The following is an 18021-nucleotide window of genomic DNA, read 5'->3' as shown; positions in this document are numbered from 1 at the left end:
AGTCCGTCACCTCGTGCCTTTCGCTGTTCTCCGTGTCGCAGGTTCCCGTCTGATTCCGGTGCCCGCCCCGACCCCCCGACGTTACTCCGCGACATGCGGGTCATCGTGGGCCGGGGCGGGCATGCTCTGCGTTACGCCCTGATACCGGGGCGACGGACGAGGGCAGAGAGACGGCAGGTGCAACGAAATGCGGCAAATGGCCAGAAGAGGCTTCGTGGTGGGTGCGGCCGGGGTGGTCGCCGGGGTGGTGGGCACCCTCACCACGGCCGGTGAAGCCGTCGCCGCCCCGTCCCGGCAGGCCGGTTCCGGGCGGGCGGGCGCATTGCCGCGCAGGGGCGGCGGTCACGCGGTGGCGCGGCGCGAGCTGCGCGGCATGTGGGTCGCCACCGTCGCCAACATCGACTGGCCCTCGGCGCCCGGTCTGACGGCGGCCGCGCAGAAGGCCGAGCTGATCGCGTACCTCGACGAGGCCGTCGACCGGCGGCTGAACGTCGTCATCCTCCAGGTCCGGCCGACCGCCGACGCGCTGTGGCCCTCGCCCTACGAGCCATGGGCCCAGTACCTCACCGGCGTCCAGGGCAAGGACCCCGGCTGGGACCCGCTGGGCACCGCCGTCCGCGAGGCGCACCGCCGCGGCCTGGAACTGCACGCGTGGTTCAACCCGTACCGGGTCGCCAACCACACCGACCCGTCCCGGCTGGTCGCCACCCACCCCGCCAGGCTGCACCCGGACTGGGTCCTGCCGTACGGCGGGAAGCTGTACTACAACCCAGGAATCCCCGAGGTCCGCCGCTTCGTCCAGGACGCGATGCTCGACGCTGTCCGCCGCTACGACATCGACGCCGTGCACTGGGACGACTACTTCTACCCGTACCCGGTGGCCGGGCAGGTCTTCGACGACGACGCCACATACGCGAAATACGGCGCGGGCTTTCCCGACAAGGCCGCCTGGCGGCGGGACAACACCGACAAGCTGGTGCGCGAGACCGCCGAGCGGATCAAGAAGATCAAGAGGGACGTCCAGTTCGGGATCAGCCCGTTCGGTGTGTGGCGCAATGCCGCGACGGATCCGCTCGGCTCCGACACGAAGGCGGGTGTGCAGACCTACGACGATCTGTACGCGGACACCCGCGGCTGGGTCCAGAAGGGCTGGATCGACTACATCTGCCCGCAGATCTACTGGAACATCGGCTTCGCCGCCGCCGACTACGCCAAGCTGCTGCCCTGGTGGGACGGGGTCGTACGGGGCACGGGCGTCGATCTGTTCGTGGGCGAGGCGCTCTACAAGGCCGGTGACCCCGCCCAGCCCGCCGCCTGGCAGGACCCTGCCGAACTCTCCCGCCACATCGACTTCGCCGCCGCCTACGACCAGGTGCGCGGCCATGTCTACTTCTCCGGCAAGGACGTGGTCACGGACCGGATCGGAACCATGGACCGGCTGGTGGCCGACCACTACCGCAACAGGGTGCGCCCACCCCGCTGACAGAAGAAGCGGAGTGGACGCACCGGGTGTTGTCGGCGGGCCGCCGGGAATCCGCCGGCCCGCCCAGGGCCCGGGGGAGCGAAGAGCAGTGCCGTCCGCCGGAGGCCGCTACGGGGTCTCCGGTGCCTGCTTCCGGACGACGGTGTGCTGTACGACGCTGTCGGGACCGGGCGAAATCAGGTGTTCGTGTCCGTCCTCGAAGCGGACGCGGTACGGGGGAGTGCCCCCGGCCCCGAGCACTTCGACGATCTCTGCGACCCGGTCGTGCTGTCCCACGGTCCTGCCGTGCGTCAGCAGCCGGTCGCCCGCGTGTGCCTCCATCGGGAGTGACCTCCTCACGGGTGGCGGTCCATGTCGACAAGTCTATGACCGAAAGCCGACTTCGCCCGGTGAGAAGGTGCGGGTCCTCATCCCGGGCGCCGGGCACGCCCCGCCCGCTGGGTGGCCGCGATGCAGACGAGCACCGCGATCGCCGCCACCGGGGCCGCCGCCGAGACCTCCTCGCCGAGCAGGAAGAACGACCACACCAGAGTCAGCAACGGCTGCGCGAGCTGGAGCTGGCTGGCCCTCGGCACCCCGATCTCCGCCATCCCGCGGTACCAGACGTACAGACCGAGGAAGGTGGACCCGGCCGCCACCCAGACCAGACCGATCACTCCGTGCACGGTCGGCCGCACCGGCTCCAGCGGCAGCGCGATCGCCGCCCCCGCCACCGCGAGCGGCAGGGAGAGGATCAGCGCCCAGCCGACCACCTGCCAGCCCGGCATGACGTCGGCGAGCCTGCCGCCCTCGGTGTACCCCGCCGCACACACCAGCAGCGCACCGAACAGATACAGATCACCGCCGGACAGCACACCACCGCTCTCCCGCACGGTGAACACGATCACCACCGCCGCCCCGGCGAGCGCCGCGGCCCAGAAGGCACGGGACGGCCTCGCCCCGGTCCGCAGCGAGGAGAACACCGCGGTGGTCAGCGGCAGCAGCCCCACCACCACGGCCGCGTGCGAGGTCGTCGACGTCTGCAGCGCCAGCGTCGTCAGCAACGGAAAGCCGGCCACCACGCCCGCGGCGACGACGACGAGCCCGGCCCGGTGCCGGCGGTCGGGCAGCGGTACGCGCCCCGCCAGCAGTGCGCCGCCCGCGATCGCGGCGGCGAGCAGGGTGCGCAGCGCCACCAGTGACCAGGGGCCGAAGCTCTCCAGCCCCCAGGCGGTGGACGGGAACGTCAGCGAGAAGGCGAGGACACCGAGCCCGGCGAGGACCACGCCACGCCGGCTCGCCGTACCGCCTGCTGCCCTGTCGACCGCTATCGCGCTGCCGTGAGTAGCGCTATCCTTGACTCTCATGCAAGAGCGTAGCAGTGTTACTGAACTCGTCGAATCCCTCCGCGGCGAGTTGAACCGCTACTCACCGGGTGGAAAGCTGCCGTCCAGCCGGGCTCTCGTGGAGCGCTTCCGGGTCAGCCCCGTCACCGTCTCCCGGGCCATCGCCCAGCTCGCCGCCGAGGGCCTGGTCGTCACCAGGCCGGGCTCCGGCGCCTTCCGGGCGCAGCCGCGCAGCGATGTGCCCGCGCCCGGCGACACCTCCTGGCAGGAGGTCTCCCTCAGCGGCGACGGCGGCCCCGAAGCGGTGCCCCGCACCGTCGACGCCTCCGGTGTCCTGGTCACACTCGCCGCACCGCCGCCCGGCGTCATCGAGCTCAACGGCGGTTACCTCCACTCCTCGCTCCAGCCCGAGCGGGCGCTCGCCGCCGCCCTCGCCAGGGCCGGCCGCCGCCCCGGTGCCTGGGACCGCCCGCCCACCGACGGTCTCACCGAACTGCGGGCCTGGTTCGCCCGGGAGATCGGGCTCGCGCTCACCGCCGCCGACGTACTGATCACCGCGGGCGGCCAGAGTGCCCTGGCCACCGCACTGCGCGCCCTCGCCCCGCCCGGCGCCCCGGTCCTGGTCGAATCGCCCACCTACCCCGGCATGCTGGCCGCCGCCCGCGCCACCGGACTGCGGCCCGTGCCGGTACCCGTCGACTCCGACGGCGTACGGCCGGAACTGCTCGCCGCCGCATTCCGGGCCACCGGCGCCCGGGTCTTCGTCTGCCAGCCGCTCTTCCAGAACCCGACGGGCGCGGTCCTCGCCCCCGAACGGCGCGGCGAGGTCATCCGGATCGCCCGCGCGGCGGGAGCCTTCGTCATCGAGGACGACTTCGCCCGCCGCCTCGTCCACGACGATGCCGGGCCGTTGCCCGCACCCCTGGCCGCCGACGACCCCGACGGCGTCGTCGTTCATGTCTGCTCCCTCACCAAGATCACCTCACCCAGCCTGCGGGTGGGCGCGCTCGCCGCCCGCGGTCCGGTGCTGGGACGGCTGCGGGCCATCCAGATCGTCGACAGCTTCTTCGTCCCCCGGCCGCTCCAGGAGGCCGCGCTCGAACTGGTCGGCTCCCCGGCCTGGGGCCACCATCTGCGATCCGTGTCGACGGAACTGAGGAACCGGCGCACCGCCATGACGACAGCCCTGCGCCAGGAGCTGCCCGCCCTCACACTTGCGCACATCCCCGCGGGCGGCGGCAGCCTGTGGCTGCGCCTGCCCGACACGGAAGGCGGCACGGACGAGTCCGCGGTGGTCTCGGCGGCCCTGCGCGCGGGCGTGGCCATCGCACCCGGCCGCCCGTACTTCTGCGCCGAACCCCCCTCCCCCCAGGTCCGGCTGAGCTTCGCCGCGGTCGCCGGGGCGGCTGAGATCGCCGAAGGGGTCCGCCGCCTGCGCACCGCCTGCGACGAAGTCCTGACCGGCGGCGTGGAGAGTAACCTCCGGCCATGAACGACGACATGCCCCAGCGGCGTTACGAGATATCGTCCGACCCCGCCCGCCTGGACGCGGCCCGCATCCACCACTGGCTGTCGACGGATGCCTACTGGGCCCTCGGGCGCACCCGTGAGCACCAGGACCGGGCCATCGCCGGATCGCTCAACTTCGGTGCCTACGACGTCATCTCGGGCGAGCAGGTGGGCTGCGCGCGGGTGGTGACCGACCACGCCACCTTCGCCTGGCTCTGCGATGTGTACGTCGACCGCTCGGCCCGCGGTCACGGCATCGCCACACGGATGGCCGCCGCCGCGCGCGACCACCTGGCTCCCACCGGCATCCGCAGGTTCCTTCTCGCCACCGACGACGCCCACGGGGTCTACGAGAAGGTGGGCTTCGAGCCGCTGAAGGACCCGCACAAGTGGATGTCGCTCCAACTCGGCTGAGCCCGGCAGCGCCGGCCAAGGCCCTCTTGACCCGCGCGGCGCCGGGACCCACGATCACGGCCATGACTGTTCGAGTCTCGCTCGTCGCCGCGGCGCGCAGCTCTGCCCTGCTTGCCGAGCGCTTCGACGACGACCGGCCGCTCGACCACGCCGGCTGGCACGAGGTGCAGCTCGCCGCGAACGCCCTGGTCCCCCTGGGCGCCGCCGAGCTGCGCTACTGCTCGCCGACCCCACGCAGCCGCGCCACCGGCGAGGCGCTCGGCTACGCCCCGCTCGTCCAGCCCGCCCTGCGCGACTGCGACATGGGCCGCTGGCGCGGCCACACCCTCGCCGAGGTCGCCGCGGCCGAACCCGCGGCCGTCGACGCCTGGCTCGCGGACCCGCGCTCCGCACCGCACGGCGGCGAACCGCTGCTCGCCTTCATCTCCCGCATAGGGGGCTGGCTGGACACCCGTCCCGCGTACGACGGCGCCATCGTCGCCGTCGCCGAACCGGCGGTCGTCCGGGCGGCCCTCGTCTATGCGCTCAAGGCCCCGCCGTCGACATACTGGAACGTCGACGTCCGGCCGCTGTCCACGGTCACGCTCACGGGCCTGCCCGGCCGCTGGAGCCTCCGGCTCGAAGCGGGAGTCCGCTGAACGGGTGCGGGGTCTTCCCGCCGGTCCGACCAGTCGGTACGTTGCGTACTGATCGAGTTCCACCGAGTCCCACCGGCGCGTCCCGGGCGAGGGAGGCCAACATGCCACAGATCCACGGCCACTGCGACGACCGATTCTCCGCGGTACGCACCGCGTTCGAGGCGAACTTCCGGGAGCGCGACGAACTGGGCGCGGCCGTGACGGTGCTGATCGGCGGGGAACCGGTCGTCGACCTCTGGGGCGGCTGGGCCGACCGCGCCCGCACCCGCCCATGGGAGCGCGAGACCCTGGTCAACGTCTGGTCCACGACCAAGGGGCCGACCGCCCTCTGCGCCCACATCCTGGCCGACCGGGGCCTGCTCGACCTCGACGCGCCGGTCGCCGCGTACTGGCCGGAGTTCGCCGCGGCGGGCAAGGAGGCCGTGCTGGTACGCCATCTGCTCTCGCACCGCGCGGGGCTGGCGGGGCTGCGCGAGCCGCACGCCCTGTCCGAACTCTACGACTGGGATCTGACCACCGCCCGTCTGGCGGCGACCGAGCCCTGGTGGGAGCCCGGCACGCAGTCCGGCTACCACGCCCTGACGTACGGCTTCCTGGTCGGTGAGGTGATCCGGCGGATCAGCGGTCTGCTGCCGGGGGAGTTCCTCCAGCGGGAGGTGACCGGCCCGCTCGGGATCGACTTCACGGTGGGGCTCCCCGAGAAGGAGGCGGGCCGCGTCGCCGAACTCGTCGTCGCGAGTGCCGACGCGCGTCAACAGGCGGAGATCTTCGCGCAGATGGACCCCCTGGCCGTCGCCGCGCTCCTCAACCCGCCGACGGGCGCCTCTGCCGCCAACACCCCGCAGTGGCGGGCGGCGGAGATCCCCGCGGCCAACGGCCATGGCACCGCCCGCGCCGTTGCCGCGCTGTACGGGATCTTCGCCGGACGGGGCAGGTCGGGCGAGCGCCGGATCCTCTCCGAGGAGGCCGCCGAGCTCGTCCGCGAGGGACAGGGCTCCTGCCGCGACCTGGTGCTCGGCGCGGGCATCGGCCATGACACGGAGATCGCGCTGGGCCTGTGGCTGAGCGGCCCGGACGGTTCGTACGGCCCCAACCCGCGCGCCTTCGGCCACGACGGCGCAGGCGGTTCCTGCGGCCTGGCCGACCCGGAGGCCGACCTGGCACTGGGTTACGTGATGAACCGGATGGGCCCCGGCATCTGTGACGACCCGCGGAAGATGACGCTGATCGAGGCGGTGTACGAGGCACTGTGACGGGCGGGCGGGCGCGCGGGCCGGCCGGCGTGACCGGCGCCGGATGGCCGGCCTTTGCCGCCCACGCATCCCCGGCCGGGGATGCAGCCCGCCTCATGCCTCCTTGTTCGCGGCCGCGGCGATGAGTGTGACGGCCTCGGCGATGCCCGTCTCCGCGGTTGCCTTGTCGATGCCGAGTCCGGTCAGTACGCCCTCGCCGTCCTCCTGCTCCAGCAGGGCGAGCAGGATGTGCTCGGTGCCGATGTAGTTGTGGCCCATCCTCAGGGCCTCCCTGAACGTCAGCTCCAGCGCCTTGCGGGCCCCGGCGTCGAACGGGATGAGGTCTGGCAGTTCGTCGACCGCGGCCGGCAGCGCTTCGGTCGCGGCCTGGCGGACGGCTTCCAGCGTGATGCCCTGGGCCTTGATGAACGCGGGGCCGAGCGCCTCCGGCTCGGCGAGCAGCCCCAGGACCAGATGCTCGGTGCGCACCTCTGCGTTGCCTGCCGCGCGGGCCTCGTTCTGTGAGGTCATCACGACGTTCCTGGCTCGCTCGGTGAAGCGGCCGAAGCCCTGGCTGGGGTCGAGGTCCGACGGCTCGCCGGGGTCCTTGGTGACGAACCGCTTCTGGGCCGCCTGCCTGGTCACCCCCATGCTCTTCCCGATCTCCGTCCAGGAGGCGCCCGAGCGCCGGGCCTGGTCCACGAAGTGCCCGATCAGATGGTCGGCCACATCGCCGAGGTGGTCCGCGGCGATGACCGCGTCGGAGAGCTGGTCGAGGGCGTCGGTGTGGACCTTCTTGATGGCCTCGATCAGGTCGTCGAGGCGTACGGGATTGGTTGGGCGTACAGGATTCACCATGTGTCAACCTTAGGTTGACAGTCGGGGCGTGTCAACCATCAGTTGACAGTGCGGATCGCTGGAGCCCGTACAGAAGACGCATCCCTCCCAGTGCACCGGCGCGCGCAGAACGCGGTGCCGTACGCACGAGGCCATCGCGGCCTCCTCCGGGCCGGGAAAGGGGAGACCATCACTTCGCCCCCGGGTGCCGGCCGGATCGAACACCTCGACCAGTCGATGTCCTCCAGACCGAACCCGACCGCCCCGCGCCCCAACTGATTCAGGTACGACGGAGCGCGCCGCCCGACACGGTCCGTCGGGCGGCGCGCTCGTTCAGCGGTTCGGTGTGCGGGTCAGAGGACGCCGCTGTCCGCGATGGTGATCTTCGCCGAGGGACGGCCGCTCTGCGAGCCGAGCGCCTCGATCTTCCTGACCAGGTCCATGCTTTCCTGGTCGTCGACCTCACCGAACACCACGTGCTTGCCGTCCAGCCACGACGTCACGATCGTCGTGATGAAGAACTGGGAGCCGTTGGAGTTGGGTCCGCTGTTGGCCATGGAGAGCTGGCCCGGCTTGGTGTGCGCGAGCTTGAAGTTCTCGTCCGCGAACTTCGCCCCGTAGATGCTCTTGCCGCCCGTGCCGTCGCCCCGGGTGAAGTCGCCGCCCTGGAGCATGAAGTCGGGGATGATCCGGTGGAAGGACGATCCCTTGTAGCCGAATCCCTTCTCGCCGGTCGCCAGCGCGCGGAAGTTCTCCGCGGTCCTGGGAACGACGTCGTCGAACAGTTTGAACGTGATCCGCCCAGCGGGCTCGTCATTGATGGTGATGTCGAAGTAAACCTTGCTCGTCATGGAACCATCCTGACATCGGCACGCCCGGAGCCGACGGGCGGGAGGCCCCGGCGCGTCCGCTCCCGCTGTCCCGTACGCCGAGGACTGGTTAGCCTGAGGTGTGGGTGCGGCGGCTCAGGGAGGTCGGATGTGCCATGGATGCCAATGCGAGCGCCGGGGTGCTGCGTGATCCGGGCGTGTCCCCGGACGTCGGGGCGATCCGCTATCCGCCGATCGCCGAACACGGTCTGATCGGCGATCTGCGCAGCGCGGCGCTGGTGGACACCCACGGCACCATCGACTGGTACTGCTGCCCGCGCTTCGACGCGCCCAGCATCTTCGCCTCGATCCTCGATGCGGACCGGGGCGGGTTCTTCGAGCTCGCCGCAGATGCCCCGACACGCACCAAACAGTTCTACTTCCCCGACACCAACGTGCTGATCACCCGCTTCTTCGCGGACGACGGCGTCGGTGAGGTCCAGGACTTCATGCCGATACTCGACGATTCGCGCGAGGCGGACCGGCACCGGCTGATCCGCCGCGTGGTCTGCGTCCGCGGGTCGCTGCCGTTTCGCGCGCGTGTGGCCCCCCGCTTCGAGTACGGGACCCAGCCGCACACCGTGCACGTCCAGCACGGCCAGGCGATCTTCGCCACGCCCGCACTCACCCTCGCCCTGACATCGAGTGTGCCGATCGAGGTCGACGGCCAGGACGTCTGGTCGCTGTTCAAGCTGCACGAGGGCGAGTCCGCCGTCTTCGCCCTGGACCGGGTCGGCGGCGACGTGGCCCCCCGCTTCTGCCCGCTGTCCGAGGCGGAGCAGCAGTTCAACGCCACCGTCGGGTACTGGCGGCGGTGGCTGTCCCGGTCGCGGTACCGCGGTCGTTGGCGGGAGATGGTGCACCGCTCCGCCCTCACCCTGAAGCTGCTCACCTATGTCCCGACCGGCGCGATCATCGCCGCGCCGACCACCAGCCTGCCCGAACGCATCGGTGGCGAGCGCAACTGGGACTACCGCTACGTATGGATCCGCGACGCGGCGTTCTGTGTGTACGCCCTGCTCAGGCTCGGCTTCACCGAGGAGGCCGAGGCCTTCATGGGCTTCCTCTCCGAGCATGTCCGCCTCGATACGGACTCGCCGGACCGTTCCACCGGCCCGCTGCAGATCATGTACGGCATCGACGGGTGCCGTGACCTGCCCGAACGCAAGCTGACCCATCTGGAGGGCTACCGGTGCTCGGCCCCCGTACGCGTCGGCAACGGCGCCGTCGGCCAGTTGCAGCTGGACATCTACGGGGCGCTCATCGACGCCCTCTATCTCTACGACAAGTGGGGGCAGCCCATCTCCAGTGCGCACTGGGACAGCATCAGCGAGCTGGTGGACTGGGTGTGCGACCACTGGGACCAGCCGGACCAGGGGATCTGGGAGACCCGCAGCGGACGCAAGAACTTCCTCTACTCGCGATTGATGTGCTGGGTGGCCATCGAGCGCGCCATGCGGCTGGCCCGGCATCGTGGCCTGCCCGTCGACATCGTGCGGTGGGGGCGGGCCCGGGACGCGATCTACCGCCGGATCATGCGCCATGGCTGGTCCGAAGAGCGGCACGCCTTCGTCCAGTACGAGGACGGCCACGTCCTCGACGCGTCCCTGCTGATGATGCCGCTGGCGAAGTTCGTCTCCCCGACCGATCCGAAGTGGCTCTCCACGCTGGACGCGCTGGGCGAGGACCTGGTCTCCGACTCGCTGGTCTACCGCTACGACCCGCAGGCCAGCCCGGACGGACTGCGGGGCGACGAGGGCACGTTCTCGATCTGCTCGTTCTGGTACGTCGAGGCGCTGACCCGGGCCGGCCGCCTGGACGAGGCCCGGCTCGCGTTCGAGAAGATGCTCACCTACGCCAACCACCTGGGCCTGTACGCCGAGGAGATCGGCCACACCGGGGAGCAGAGCGGAAACTTCCCGCAGGCCTTCACTCATCTGGCGCTGATCAGCGCGGCCTTCAACCTCGACCGGGCGCTGGGTTAGCCGGCGTGCGCGGACGGTCCTGACGGCACGCCCGGGTCTTTGCATAAAAGTGCATAGTTGCGTATAGTCATGCCATCGACGAGGAGGATTTCGATGGTGGTACGTGCAGCAGTGGCAGGGGCGAGCGGATACGCCGGCGGGGAGCTGCTCCGCCTCCTGCTCGTCCACCCCGAGGTCGAGATCGGGGCCCTCACCGCCAACTCCAACGCGGGGCAGACGCTCGGTGCGCTGCAGCCGCATCTGCGGCCGCTCGCCGGCCGGGTGCTCCTGCCGACCACGCCCGAGGCCCTCGCCGGGCACGACGTGGTCTTCCTCGCCCTTCCGCACGGGCAGTCCGCCGCCGTCGCCGAGCAGCTCGGTGAGCAGGTGCTGGTCGTCGACATGGGCGCCGACTTCCGGCTCAGGGACGCGGCGGACTGGGAGAAGTTCTACGGCTCGCCGCACGCCGGGACCTGGCCCTACGGTCTGCCCGAACTGCCGGGCGGGCGCTCGGCGTTGACCGGTTCCAAGCGTATCGCGGTGCCCGGCTGCTACCCGACCGCCGTCTCCCTCGCGCTCTTCCCGGCGTACGCGGCCCGGCTGGCCGAGCCCGAGGCCGTGATCGTCGCCGCGTCCGGCACCTCCGGGGCGGGCAAGGCGGCCAAGCCGCATCTGCTCGGCTCCGAGGTGATGGGCAACATGACCCCGTACGGCGTCGGCGGGGTCCACCGGCACACCCCGGAGATGATCCAGAACCTCAGCGCCGCGGCCGGTGAACCGGTCACCGTCTCCTTCACGCCGACCCTCGCGCCGATGCCGCGCGGCATCCTCGCCACGTGCAGCGCGAAGGCGAAGCCGGGCGTGAGCGCCGAGTCCGTCCGTACCGCGTACGAGAAGGCGTTCGTCGACGAGCCGTTCGTCGACCTGCTCCCCGAGGGACAGTGGCCCGCCACCGCGTCCGTGTACGGCTCCAACGCCGTACAGATCCAGGTCGCGTACGACGAGGCGGCGAGCCGGATCGTCGTCATCAGCGCCATCGACAACCTCGCCAAGGGCACCGCCGGCGGCGCCCTGCAGAGCATGAACATCGCCCTCGGACTTCCCGAGGACACAGGTCTTTCCACGATCGGAGTCGCACCGTGAGCGTCACGGCAGCACAGGGGTTCTCGGCGGCGGGCATCGCCGCGGGAATCAAGGAGAGCGGCAACCCGGACCTGGCCCTCGTGGTCAACCACGGTCCGCGTCGCGCCGCCGCGGGCGTCTTCACCTCCAACCGCGTCAAGGCCGCTCCCGTCCTCTGGTCGGAGCAGGTGCTCAGGGGCGGCGAGGTCAGCGCCGTCGTGCTCAACTCCGGTGGTGCCAACGCCTGTACGGGTCCGAAGGGCTTCCAGGACACCCACGCCACCGCCGAGAAGGCCGCCGAGGTCCTCACCGGTCACAGCGCGGGCGAGATCGCGGTCGCGTCGACCGGACTGATCGGCACGCTGCTCCCGATGGACAAGCTGCTGCCGGGCATCGAGAAGGCGGCAGCCGCCCTCAGCGAGCACGGCGGCGAGAAGGCCGCCATCGCGATCAAGACCACCGACACCGTCCACAAGACCGCCGTCGCGGGCGGCGAGGGCTGGACCGTCGGCGGGATGGCCAAGGGCGCGGGCATGCTCGCCCCGGGCCTCGCCACCATGCTGGTCGTCCTCACCACCGACGCCGACGTGGACGCGGCCGGTCTCGACTCCGCGCTGCGCGCCGCCACCCGTACCACCTTCGACCGGGTCGACTCCGACGGCTGCATGTCGACCAACGACACCGTGCTGCTGCTGGCCTCCGGCGCGAGTGGCATCACCCCGGAGCAGGGCGAGTTCGCGGAGGCCGTACGGACCGTCTGCGCCGACCTCGCCCGGCAGCTCATCGGCGACGCCGAGGGCGCCTCGAAGGACATCCGTATCGAGGTCATCAACGCCGCGACGGAGGACGACGCCGTCGAGGTGGGCCGCTCCATCGCCCGCAACAACCTCCTCAAGTGCGCCATCCACGGCGAGGACCCCAACTGGGGCCGGGTCCTCTCCGCGATCGGCACGACGAAGGCCGCCTTCGAGCCGGACCAGCTGAACGTCGCCATCAACGGCGTCTGGGTCTGCAAGAACGGCGGCGTCGGCGAGGACCGCGACCTGGTCGACATGCGCTATCGCGAGGTCGAGATCACAGCCGACCTGGCCACCGGCACCGAGTCCGCAGTCATCTGGGCCAACGACCTCACCGCGGACTACGTCCACGAGAACAGCGCGTACAGCTCATGACCCCGGCGCGGAAGCACACCGCACTCCCGAAGGCGCAGATCCTCATCGAGGCGCTGCCCTGGCTGACCCGGCACAACGGCAAGACGGTCGTCATCAAGTTCGGCGGCAACGCCATGGTCGACGAGGAGCTGAAGGCGGCCTTCGCCCAGGACGTCGTCTTCCTGCGCCAGGCGGGCCTCAAGCCCGTCGTCGTGCACGGCGGCGGTCCGCAGATCAGCGCCCAGCTCGACAAGCAGGGTCTGGTCAGCGAGTTCAAGGCCGGGCTGCGCGTCACCACGCCCGAGGCGATGGACGTCGTACGGATGGTGCTCGCGGGACAGGTCCAGCGCGAGCTCGTCGGCCTGCTCAACCAGCACGGCCCGCTCGCCGTCGGGATGACCGGCGAGGACGCCCACACCATCACCGCCACCCAGCACAGGCCGACCATCGACGGCGAGCTCGTCGACATCGGCCGGGTCGGCGAGATCACCGCCATCGACACCGGGGCGATCCAGGCGCTGCTGGACGACGGCCGGATCCCGGTCGTCTCCTCCATCGCACGCTCCGCCGACGACAACCACGTCTACAACGTCAACGCCGACACCGCGGCCGCCGCACTCGCCGCCGCGCTGAACGCCGAGACGCTGATGGTTCTCACCGATGTCGAGGGCCTCTACGAGGACTGGCCCAACAGCGACGACGTGATCAGCCGCCTCACCGCCACCGAGCTGGAGAAACTGCTTCCCGAGCTGTCCAGCGGCATGGTGCCCAAGATGCAGGGCTGCCTGCACGCCGTGCGCAACGGCGTCGAGACCGCCCGTGTCATCGACGGCCGGGTCCAGCACTCGATCCTGCTGGAGATCTTCACCGACGAAGGAATCGGCACGATGGTCGTGCCCGACGAACAGCTCGACACGCAGGGGGAGTCATGAGCAACCAGGAGCTCTCGCAGCGCTGGAGCCACGCGCTGATGGACAACTACGGCACCCCCCAGCTGTCCCTCGTCCGCGGTGAAGGCGCCCGTGTGTGGGACGCCGACGGCACCGAATACCTCGACTTCGTCGGCGGCATCGCGGTGAACGCGCTGGGCCACGCCCACCCGGCCGTCGTCGAGGCCGTCTCCACCCAGATCGCCTCCCTCGGCCATGTCTCCAACCTCTACATCGCACCGCCGCCCGTCGCCCTCGCCGAACGGCTCCTCCAGCTCTTCGGCCGCAAGGGCAGGGTCTACTTCGCCAACTCGGGCGCCGAGGCCAACGAGGCCGCCTTCAAGATCGGCCGGCTGACCGGGCGTACCCACATGGTCGCCACCGACGGCGGCTTCCACGGCCGGACCATGGGCGCGCTCGCGCTCACCGGCCAGCCCAAGAAGCGGGAGCCCTTCCTCCCGCTGCCCGGTGACGTCACCCATGTCCCGTACGGCGATGCCGATGCCCTGCGGGCCGCGGTGACCACCGACACCGCGCTGGTGATCATCGAGCCCATCCAGGGCGAGAACGGTGTGGTCGTGCCGCCCAAGGGCTATCTGGAGGCCGCCCGGGAGATCACCCGGGCCACCGGCACCCTGCTCGTACTCGACGAGGTGCAGACCGGGATCGGCCGCTGCGGTCAGTGGTTCGAGCACCAGGCCCACCAGGGCATCGAGCCCGACGTCGTCACGCTCGCCAAGGGCCTCGGCGGCGGACTCCCGATCGGCGCGGCCGTCGCGTTCGGTCCCGCGGCCGATCTGCTGAAGCCCGGCCAGCACGGCACGACGTTCGGCGGCAACCCGATCGCCTGCGCCGCCGGTCTCGCCGTCCTGGACACCCTGGCGGCCGACGGCGCCCTGGACCGGGTGAAGCGCCTCGGTGAGAAGCTCCGAGGCGGCGTGGAGGGCCTCGGGCACCCCCTGGTCTCCCATGTCCGCGGCTCCGGTCTGCTGCTGGGTATCGTGCTCACCGAGCCCCTCGCACCTCAGGTGCAACAGGCGGCTCAGGGAGCCGGAATCCTGGTGAACGTACCCGCCCCCGATGTCCTGCGGCTCATGCCGCCGCTGATCATCGGCGACACGGAGGTGGACGCGTTCCTCCAGGCGCTGCCCGGCGCCCTCGACGCGGCAAACGGGGACGGACGATCCGGAGAATGAGGCGACGACGATGACCGAGGCGCAGGAATCCGAGCACGGCGGGCCGTCCGTGCCGCAGACCCGCACCGCACGCCACCGCCGGATCGTGGACATCCTGAACCGGCAGCCGGTGCGCTCACAGAGCCAGCTGGCCAAGCTCCTCGCGGACGACGGGCTCAGCGTCACCCAGGCGACGCTCTCCCGCGATCTGGACGAGCTGGGCGCGGTGAAGATCCGCAACACCGGCGGCGAGCTGATCTACGCGGTGCCGAGCGAGGGCGGTTTCCGCACTCCGCACGCGCCGCTCGGGGAGTCCGCCAAGGAGGAGCGGATGCGGCGCCTGTCCTCCGAACTCCTCATCTCGGCGGAGGCCTCGGCCAACCTGGTGGTGCTGCGTACGCCTCCCGGCGCCGCCCAGTTCCTCGCGTCGGCCATCGACCAGGCCGAACTGCACGACGTCCTCGGCACCATCGCGGGCGATGACACCCTCATGCTGATCAGCCGTGATCCGGCGGGCGGCCAGGCGCTCGCCGAGCACCTGCTGCGACTGGCCCAGAACGAGCGCTGAGCGGCCCGCCTTCCCGGGGGCCGTCAGTAACGCGTGATCGCGGTCGGGCCCGAGCGCGTCCCGATCGCGATGTGGGGACGGCGGACCGGGTCCGCCCAGTCGAGGATCCGGTCCATCGCGGCCGCCGGTACGGAGACGCAACCGGCGGTCGCGCCACGCCCGTTGACATGGAGGAAGATCCCGGCGCCGCGTCCCCGCACCGGCCGCTCGTAGTTGAAGCCGATGACCAGCGCGCGGGCGTACTGCGTCGGATACGCGGCCAGCCGCTCCGACTCGCCCGCCCGGCAGTCGGCAGGCCGCGGCTCCACCCACCGGTTGTAGGCCCGCGCCGCGTTGTCCTGGCACCACCACGACCGGCTGTTGACCCGGCGGTACGGGTAACTGGTGCCGGCCGGTGCCGCCTTGTTCCCGAAGGCGTACGGCAGGTCGTACAGACCGGTGGGTGTGGTGTCGGTGCCCTGCTTGCGCGAGGTCCCTTCCGTCAGCCCCTTCGCGCCGAACCTGGCGGGTGTGGACCCGCCCTTCACCCAGACGCCCCGGCGCATATTCCACCAGGTGACGGTGCCGGTGGTGGAGCCCTTGGCCGGGGCCTCGGCCGTGATCAGCTGCGTACCGCCGCCGGTGTCGGCCATCCGCTCCGGGAGAGCGGGCGCCGCCGCCGGCCGGGCCGCGACCGAGCCCGCCAGCGCGAGCAGTACCGAAGCGATCACCACAGATCTGCGCATGCCCAGGACGCTAGACCGTCCGACGGCACGCCACCGCCCGTTCTGCTCCGTACGGCGTAATCTCACTTTGCGCGCGGCATGGCCGGCAGCGGGAGCGGCAGCCCCGGCAGTCCGTCGATGCTCGTCGCGATGTGCTCCTTCTTCTCGAAGTAGGCGCTGAGCGACGCGTCGTCCTCGCGGGCGAAGCGCTGTGCGTGCAGCGACCGGTCCTCGTCGTACGACATGAAGGGGACGGCGAATCCGCAGGTGTCCCGGATCAGCTCGGCCCTGACCACGATGATGGCGCGCAGCCCGTGCGGGCCGGGGTCCACAGCGGGGAAACGGGCGAGCAGCGCCCCGAACCGCGGATCGTCACGGAAGACCGGCTCCCCGCGCCCGTGCACCCGCACGATGTTCGGCGGCCCCTGGAAGGCGCACCACATCAGCGTGATCCGCCCGTTCTCCCGGAGGTGCGCGACGGTCTCGGCATTGCTCCCCGCGAAGTCCAGATAGGCCACGGTCAGCTCGTCGATGACGGCGAAGGAGCCGCTGACCCCCTTGGGGGAGAGGTTGACCGTGCCCTCCTGGCCCAGGGGCGCGGTCGCGGTGAAGAAGATGGGCTGCTCTTCGATGAAGGCCCTGATCCGTCCGTCGATACGTTCGTACGTTTTTCCCATGCCGGTCATTATCGTCACCGCCCCGTTGGCTCATGGGGCATTTCAGCAGGTGGGACACGCGTGCGTGCCCGCCGCCGACGGCCTTGCGACACACCGTCCACCAGCACCTTTGACAAAACATACGGAGGACTGCATAGTTATACCCATCAGTGATTGCACCGTAAGGAGAAACCCGTGACCGAGCGCGTCGTACTCGCCTACTCGGGCGGCCTGGACACCTCCGTCGCCATCGGCTGGATCGCCGAGGAGACGGGCGCCGAGGTCATCGCCGTTGCCGTGGACGTCGGCCAGGGCGGCGAGGACCTGGACGTCATCCGCAAGCGCGCGCTCGCCTGCGGTGCCGTCGAGGCCGAGGTCGCGGACGCCAAGGACGAGTTCGCCGAGGAGTACTGCCTCCCGGCGATCAAGGCCAACGCCCTCTACATGGACCGCTACCCGCTGGTCTCCGCCCTCTCCCGGCCGACCATCGTCAAGCACCTCGTCGCCGCCGCCAACAAGCACAACGCCGGAATCGTCGCCCACGGCTGCACCGGCAAGGGCAACGACCAGGTCCGCTTCGAGGCCGGTATCTCCGCGCTCGGCCCCGACCTGAAGTGCATCGCCCCGGTCCGTGACTACGCGATGACCCGGGACAAGGCGATCGCCTTCTGCGAGGAGAAGAACCTCCCGATCGCGACCACCAAGAAGTCCCCGTACTCCATCGACCAGAACGTCTTCGGGCGCGCCGTCGAGACGGGCTTCCTGGAGGACATCTGGAACGCGCCGATCGAGGACATCTACGAGTACACCGAGAACCCCGCCACCCCGCGCGAGGCCGACGAGGTCGTCATCTCCTTCAAGGAGGGCGTGCCCGTCGCCATCGACGGCAAGCCCGTCACCGTCCTCCAGGCGATCCAGCAGCTCAACCAGCGGGCCGGCGCCCAGGGCATCGGCCGGATCGACATGGTCGAGGACCGGCTCGTCGGCATCAAGTCCCGCGAGGTGTACGAGGCCCCGGGCGCGATCGCACTGATCACCGCGCACCAGGAGCTGGAGAACGTCACGGTCGAGCGCGAGCTGGCCCGCTACAAGCGGCAGGTCGAGCAGCGCTGGGGCGAGCTGGTCTACGACGGCCTGTGGTTCTCCCCGCTCAAGCGCGCCCTGGACGGCTTCATCAACGAGGCCAACCAGCACGTCACCGGTGACATCCGGATGACCATGCACGCGGGCCGCGCCGTGGTCACCGGCCGCAAGTCCGAGCAGTCGCTCTACGACTTCAACCTCGCCACCTACGACTCGGGCGACACCTTCGACCAGTCCAAGGCGCAGGGCTTCATCGAGATCTTCGGCCTCTCGTCGAAGATCGCCGCCAAGCGCGACCTGGCCTGACATCTTCAGCCGCTCCGGCGTTCGAGGAGCGGGGTTCGGGGGCGGAGCCCCCCGGT

18 protein-coding genes are annotated in these 18021 nt (G+C 70.8%); 12 read left to right on the top strand and 6 right to left on the bottom strand.

Going from position 1 to position 18021, the window contains the following annotated elements:
* Positions 1 to 187 precede the first annotated feature (187 nt).
* Positions 188 to 1483, top strand: a complete 1296-nt coding sequence (locus OG507_RS07515; RefSeq protein WP_327366359.1) for a glycoside hydrolase family 10 protein — start codon at positions 188 to 190, stop codon at positions 1481 to 1483.
* A 108-nt stretch (positions 1484 to 1591) separates the two neighbouring features.
* Here OG507_RS07515 and OG507_RS07510 read toward each other — a convergent pair whose 3' ends face one another.
* Both OG507_RS07510 and OG507_RS07505 read right to left on the bottom strand, forming a co-directional pair.
* Positions 1592 to 1804 (bottom strand): DUF1918 domain-containing protein, encoded by a 213-nt coding sequence (locus OG507_RS07510; RefSeq protein WP_093896107.1) that lies wholly within the window; start codon positions 1802 to 1804, stop codon positions 1592 to 1594.
* A gap of 86 nt (positions 1805 to 1890) precedes the next feature.
* Entirely contained in the window at positions 1891 to 2829 is a 939-nt protein-coding gene (locus OG507_RS07505) for a DMT family transporter (protein ID WP_327366358.1), read from the bottom strand.
* Here OG507_RS07505 and OG507_RS07500 point away from each other — a divergent pair.
* From OG507_RS07500 to OG507_RS07485, 4 genes are all read left to right on the top strand, one after another.
* Complete coding sequence (locus OG507_RS07500; protein WP_327366357.1) at positions 2828 to 4300, top strand: aminotransferase-like domain-containing protein; 1473 nt, start codon at positions 2828 to 2830, stop codon at positions 4298 to 4300. The two genes, OG507_RS07505 and OG507_RS07500, sit on opposite strands and share 2 nt — an antisense overlap.
* Positions 4297 to 4731, top strand: coding sequence for a GNAT family N-acetyltransferase (locus OG507_RS07495; RefSeq protein WP_327366356.1), 435 nt, complete (start codon positions 4297 to 4299; stop codon positions 4729 to 4731). Before OG507_RS07500 ends, OG507_RS07495 begins: the two co-directional genes overlap by 4 nt.
* A 62-nt stretch (positions 4732 to 4793) precedes the next feature.
* Complete coding sequence (locus OG507_RS07490) at positions 4794 to 5369, top strand: histidine phosphatase family protein (RefSeq protein WP_327366355.1); 576 nt, start codon at positions 4794 to 4796, stop codon at positions 5367 to 5369.
* Positions 5370 to 5470: 101 nt separating this feature from the next.
* Complete coding sequence (locus OG507_RS07485) at positions 5471 to 6622, top strand: serine hydrolase domain-containing protein (RefSeq protein ID WP_327366354.1); 1152 nt, start codon at positions 5471 to 5473, stop codon at positions 6620 to 6622.
* Positions 6623 to 6715: 93 nt separating this feature from the next.
* Here OG507_RS07485 and OG507_RS07480 read toward each other — a convergent pair whose 3' ends face one another.
* A complete protein-coding gene (locus tag OG507_RS07480; RefSeq protein WP_327366353.1) occupies positions 6716 to 7459 on the bottom strand; it encodes a Clp protease N-terminal domain-containing protein in 744 nt (247 codons plus the stop codon).
* A gap of 332 nt (positions 7460 to 7791) precedes the next feature.
* Positions 7792 to 8289: a peptidylprolyl isomerase gene (locus OG507_RS07475; protein ID WP_327366352.1), complete on the bottom strand. Its 498-nt coding sequence runs from the start codon at positions 8287 to 8289 to the stop codon at positions 7792 to 7794.
* A 134-nt stretch (positions 8290 to 8423) separates the two neighbouring features.
* Here OG507_RS07475 and OG507_RS07470 point away from each other — a divergent pair, with 134 nt between their 5' ends.
* The 6 genes from OG507_RS07470 (at position 8424) to OG507_RS07445 (ending at position 15216) form a co-directional block, all read left to right on the top strand.
* Positions 8424 to 10292 (top strand): glycoside hydrolase family 15 protein, encoded by a 1869-nt coding sequence (locus tag OG507_RS07470; protein ID WP_327366351.1) that lies wholly within the window; start codon positions 8424 to 8426, stop codon positions 10290 to 10292.
* A gap of 93 nt (positions 10293 to 10385) precedes the next feature.
* The gene (gene argC / locus OG507_RS07465; RefSeq protein ID WP_327366350.1) at positions 10386 to 11414 is read left to right on the top strand and encodes an N-acetyl-gamma-glutamyl-phosphate reductase; all 1029 of its coding nucleotides are present in this window, start codon (positions 10386 to 10388) and stop codon (positions 11412 to 11414) included.
* Complete coding sequence (gene argJ, locus OG507_RS07460; RefSeq protein WP_327366349.1) at positions 11411 to 12565, top strand: bifunctional glutamate N-acetyltransferase/amino-acid acetyltransferase ArgJ; 1155 nt, start codon at positions 11411 to 11413, stop codon at positions 12563 to 12565. Before argC ends, argJ begins: the two co-directional genes overlap by 4 nt.
* A complete protein-coding gene (argB, locus tag OG507_RS07455; protein WP_327366348.1) occupies positions 12562 to 13476 on the top strand; it encodes an acetylglutamate kinase in 915 nt (304 codons plus the stop codon). The genes argJ and argB overlap by 4 nt, the downstream gene beginning before the upstream one ends.
* On the top strand, positions 13473 to 14669 hold the full coding sequence (locus tag OG507_RS07450; RefSeq protein WP_327366347.1) for an acetylornithine transaminase: 1197 nt from the start codon (positions 13473 to 13475) through the stop codon (positions 14667 to 14669). The genes argB and OG507_RS07450 overlap by 4 nt, the downstream gene beginning before the upstream one ends.
* A gap of 10 nt (positions 14670 to 14679) precedes the next feature.
* On the top strand, positions 14680 to 15216 hold the full coding sequence (locus OG507_RS07445; protein WP_327366346.1) for an arginine repressor: 537 nt from the start codon (positions 14680 to 14682) through the stop codon (positions 15214 to 15216).
* A gap of 23 nt (positions 15217 to 15239) precedes the next feature.
* Here the strand turns inward: OG507_RS07445 and OG507_RS07440 are convergent, their stop codons facing one another.
* Positions 15240 to 15941, bottom strand: coding sequence for a L,D-transpeptidase family protein (locus OG507_RS07440; protein ID WP_327366345.1), 702 nt, complete (start codon positions 15939 to 15941; stop codon positions 15240 to 15242).
* 62 nt (positions 15942 to 16003) lie between these two features.
* Complete coding sequence (locus OG507_RS07435; protein WP_327366344.1) at positions 16004 to 16597, bottom strand: pyridoxamine 5'-phosphate oxidase family protein; 594 nt, start codon at positions 16595 to 16597, stop codon at positions 16004 to 16006.
* 174 nt (positions 16598 to 16771) lie between these two features.
* On the opposite strand from OG507_RS07435, the gene OG507_RS07430 reads away from it, so the two are divergent.
* Positions 16772 to 17965 carry an argininosuccinate synthase gene (locus OG507_RS07430; RefSeq protein WP_283850718.1) on the top strand — a complete coding sequence of 398 codons (1194 nt, stop codon included), beginning with the start codon at positions 16772 to 16774 and terminating at the stop codon, positions 17963 to 17965.
* The last annotated feature ends 56 nt before the right edge of the window (positions 17966 to 18021 follow it).

This window comes from Streptomyces sp. NBC_01217, assembly GCF_035994185.1.
Lineage (GTDB): Bacteria > Actinomycetota > Actinomycetes > Streptomycetales > Streptomycetaceae > Streptomyces.
Note: the sequence above shows the minus strand (reverse complement) of the source record. Positions and strands in the feature narration are given on the sequence as shown.

Excerpts from the sequence above, each read along its gene's own strand:
- OG507_RS07515 (WP_327366359.1), top strand. The coding sequence starts at position 188 with ATGCGGCAAATGGCCAGAAGAGGCTTCGTGGTGGGTGCGGCCGGGGTG.
- OG507_RS07510 (WP_093896107.1), bottom strand. The coding sequence starts at position 1,804 with ATGGAGGCACACGCGGGCGACCGGCTGCTGACGCACGGCAGGACCGTG.
- OG507_RS07500 (WP_327366357.1), top strand. The coding sequence starts at position 2,828 with ATGCAAGAGCGTAGCAGTGTTACTGAACTCGTCGAATCCCTCCGCGGC.
- OG507_RS07505 (WP_327366358.1), bottom strand. The coding sequence starts at position 2,829 with ATGAGAGTCAAGGATAGCGCTACTCACGGCAGCGCGATAGCGGTCGAC.
- OG507_RS07495 (WP_327366356.1), top strand. The coding sequence starts at position 4,297 with ATGAACGACGACATGCCCCAGCGGCGTTACGAGATATCGTCCGACCCC.
- OG507_RS07490 (WP_327366355.1), top strand. The coding sequence starts at position 4,794 with ATGACTGTTCGAGTCTCGCTCGTCGCCGCGGCGCGCAGCTCTGCCCTG.
- OG507_RS07485 (WP_327366354.1), top strand. The coding sequence starts at position 5,471 with ATGCCACAGATCCACGGCCACTGCGACGACCGATTCTCCGCGGTACGC.
- OG507_RS07480 (WP_327366353.1), bottom strand. The coding sequence starts at position 7,459 with ATGGTGAATCCTGTACGCCCAACCAATCCCGTACGCCTCGACGACCTG.
- OG507_RS07475 (WP_327366352.1), bottom strand. The coding sequence starts at position 8,289 with ATGACGAGCAAGGTTTACTTCGACATCACCATCAATGACGAGCCCGCT.
- OG507_RS07470 (WP_327366351.1), top strand. The coding sequence starts at position 8,424 with ATGGATGCCAATGCGAGCGCCGGGGTGCTGCGTGATCCGGGCGTGTCC.
- argC (WP_327366350.1), top strand. The coding sequence starts at position 10,386 with ATGGTGGTACGTGCAGCAGTGGCAGGGGCGAGCGGATACGCCGGCGGG.
- argB (WP_327366348.1), top strand. The coding sequence starts at position 12,562 with ATGACCCCGGCGCGGAAGCACACCGCACTCCCGAAGGCGCAGATCCTC.
- OG507_RS07450 (WP_327366347.1), top strand. The coding sequence starts at position 13,473 with ATGAGCAACCAGGAGCTCTCGCAGCGCTGGAGCCACGCGCTGATGGAC.
- OG507_RS07445 (WP_327366346.1), top strand. The coding sequence starts at position 14,680 with ATGACCGAGGCGCAGGAATCCGAGCACGGCGGGCCGTCCGTGCCGCAG.
- OG507_RS07440 (WP_327366345.1), bottom strand. The coding sequence starts at position 15,941 with ATGCGCAGATCTGTGGTGATCGCTTCGGTACTGCTCGCGCTGGCGGGC.
- OG507_RS07435 (WP_327366344.1), bottom strand. The coding sequence starts at position 16,597 with ATGGGAAAAACGTACGAACGTATCGACGGACGGATCAGGGCCTTCATC.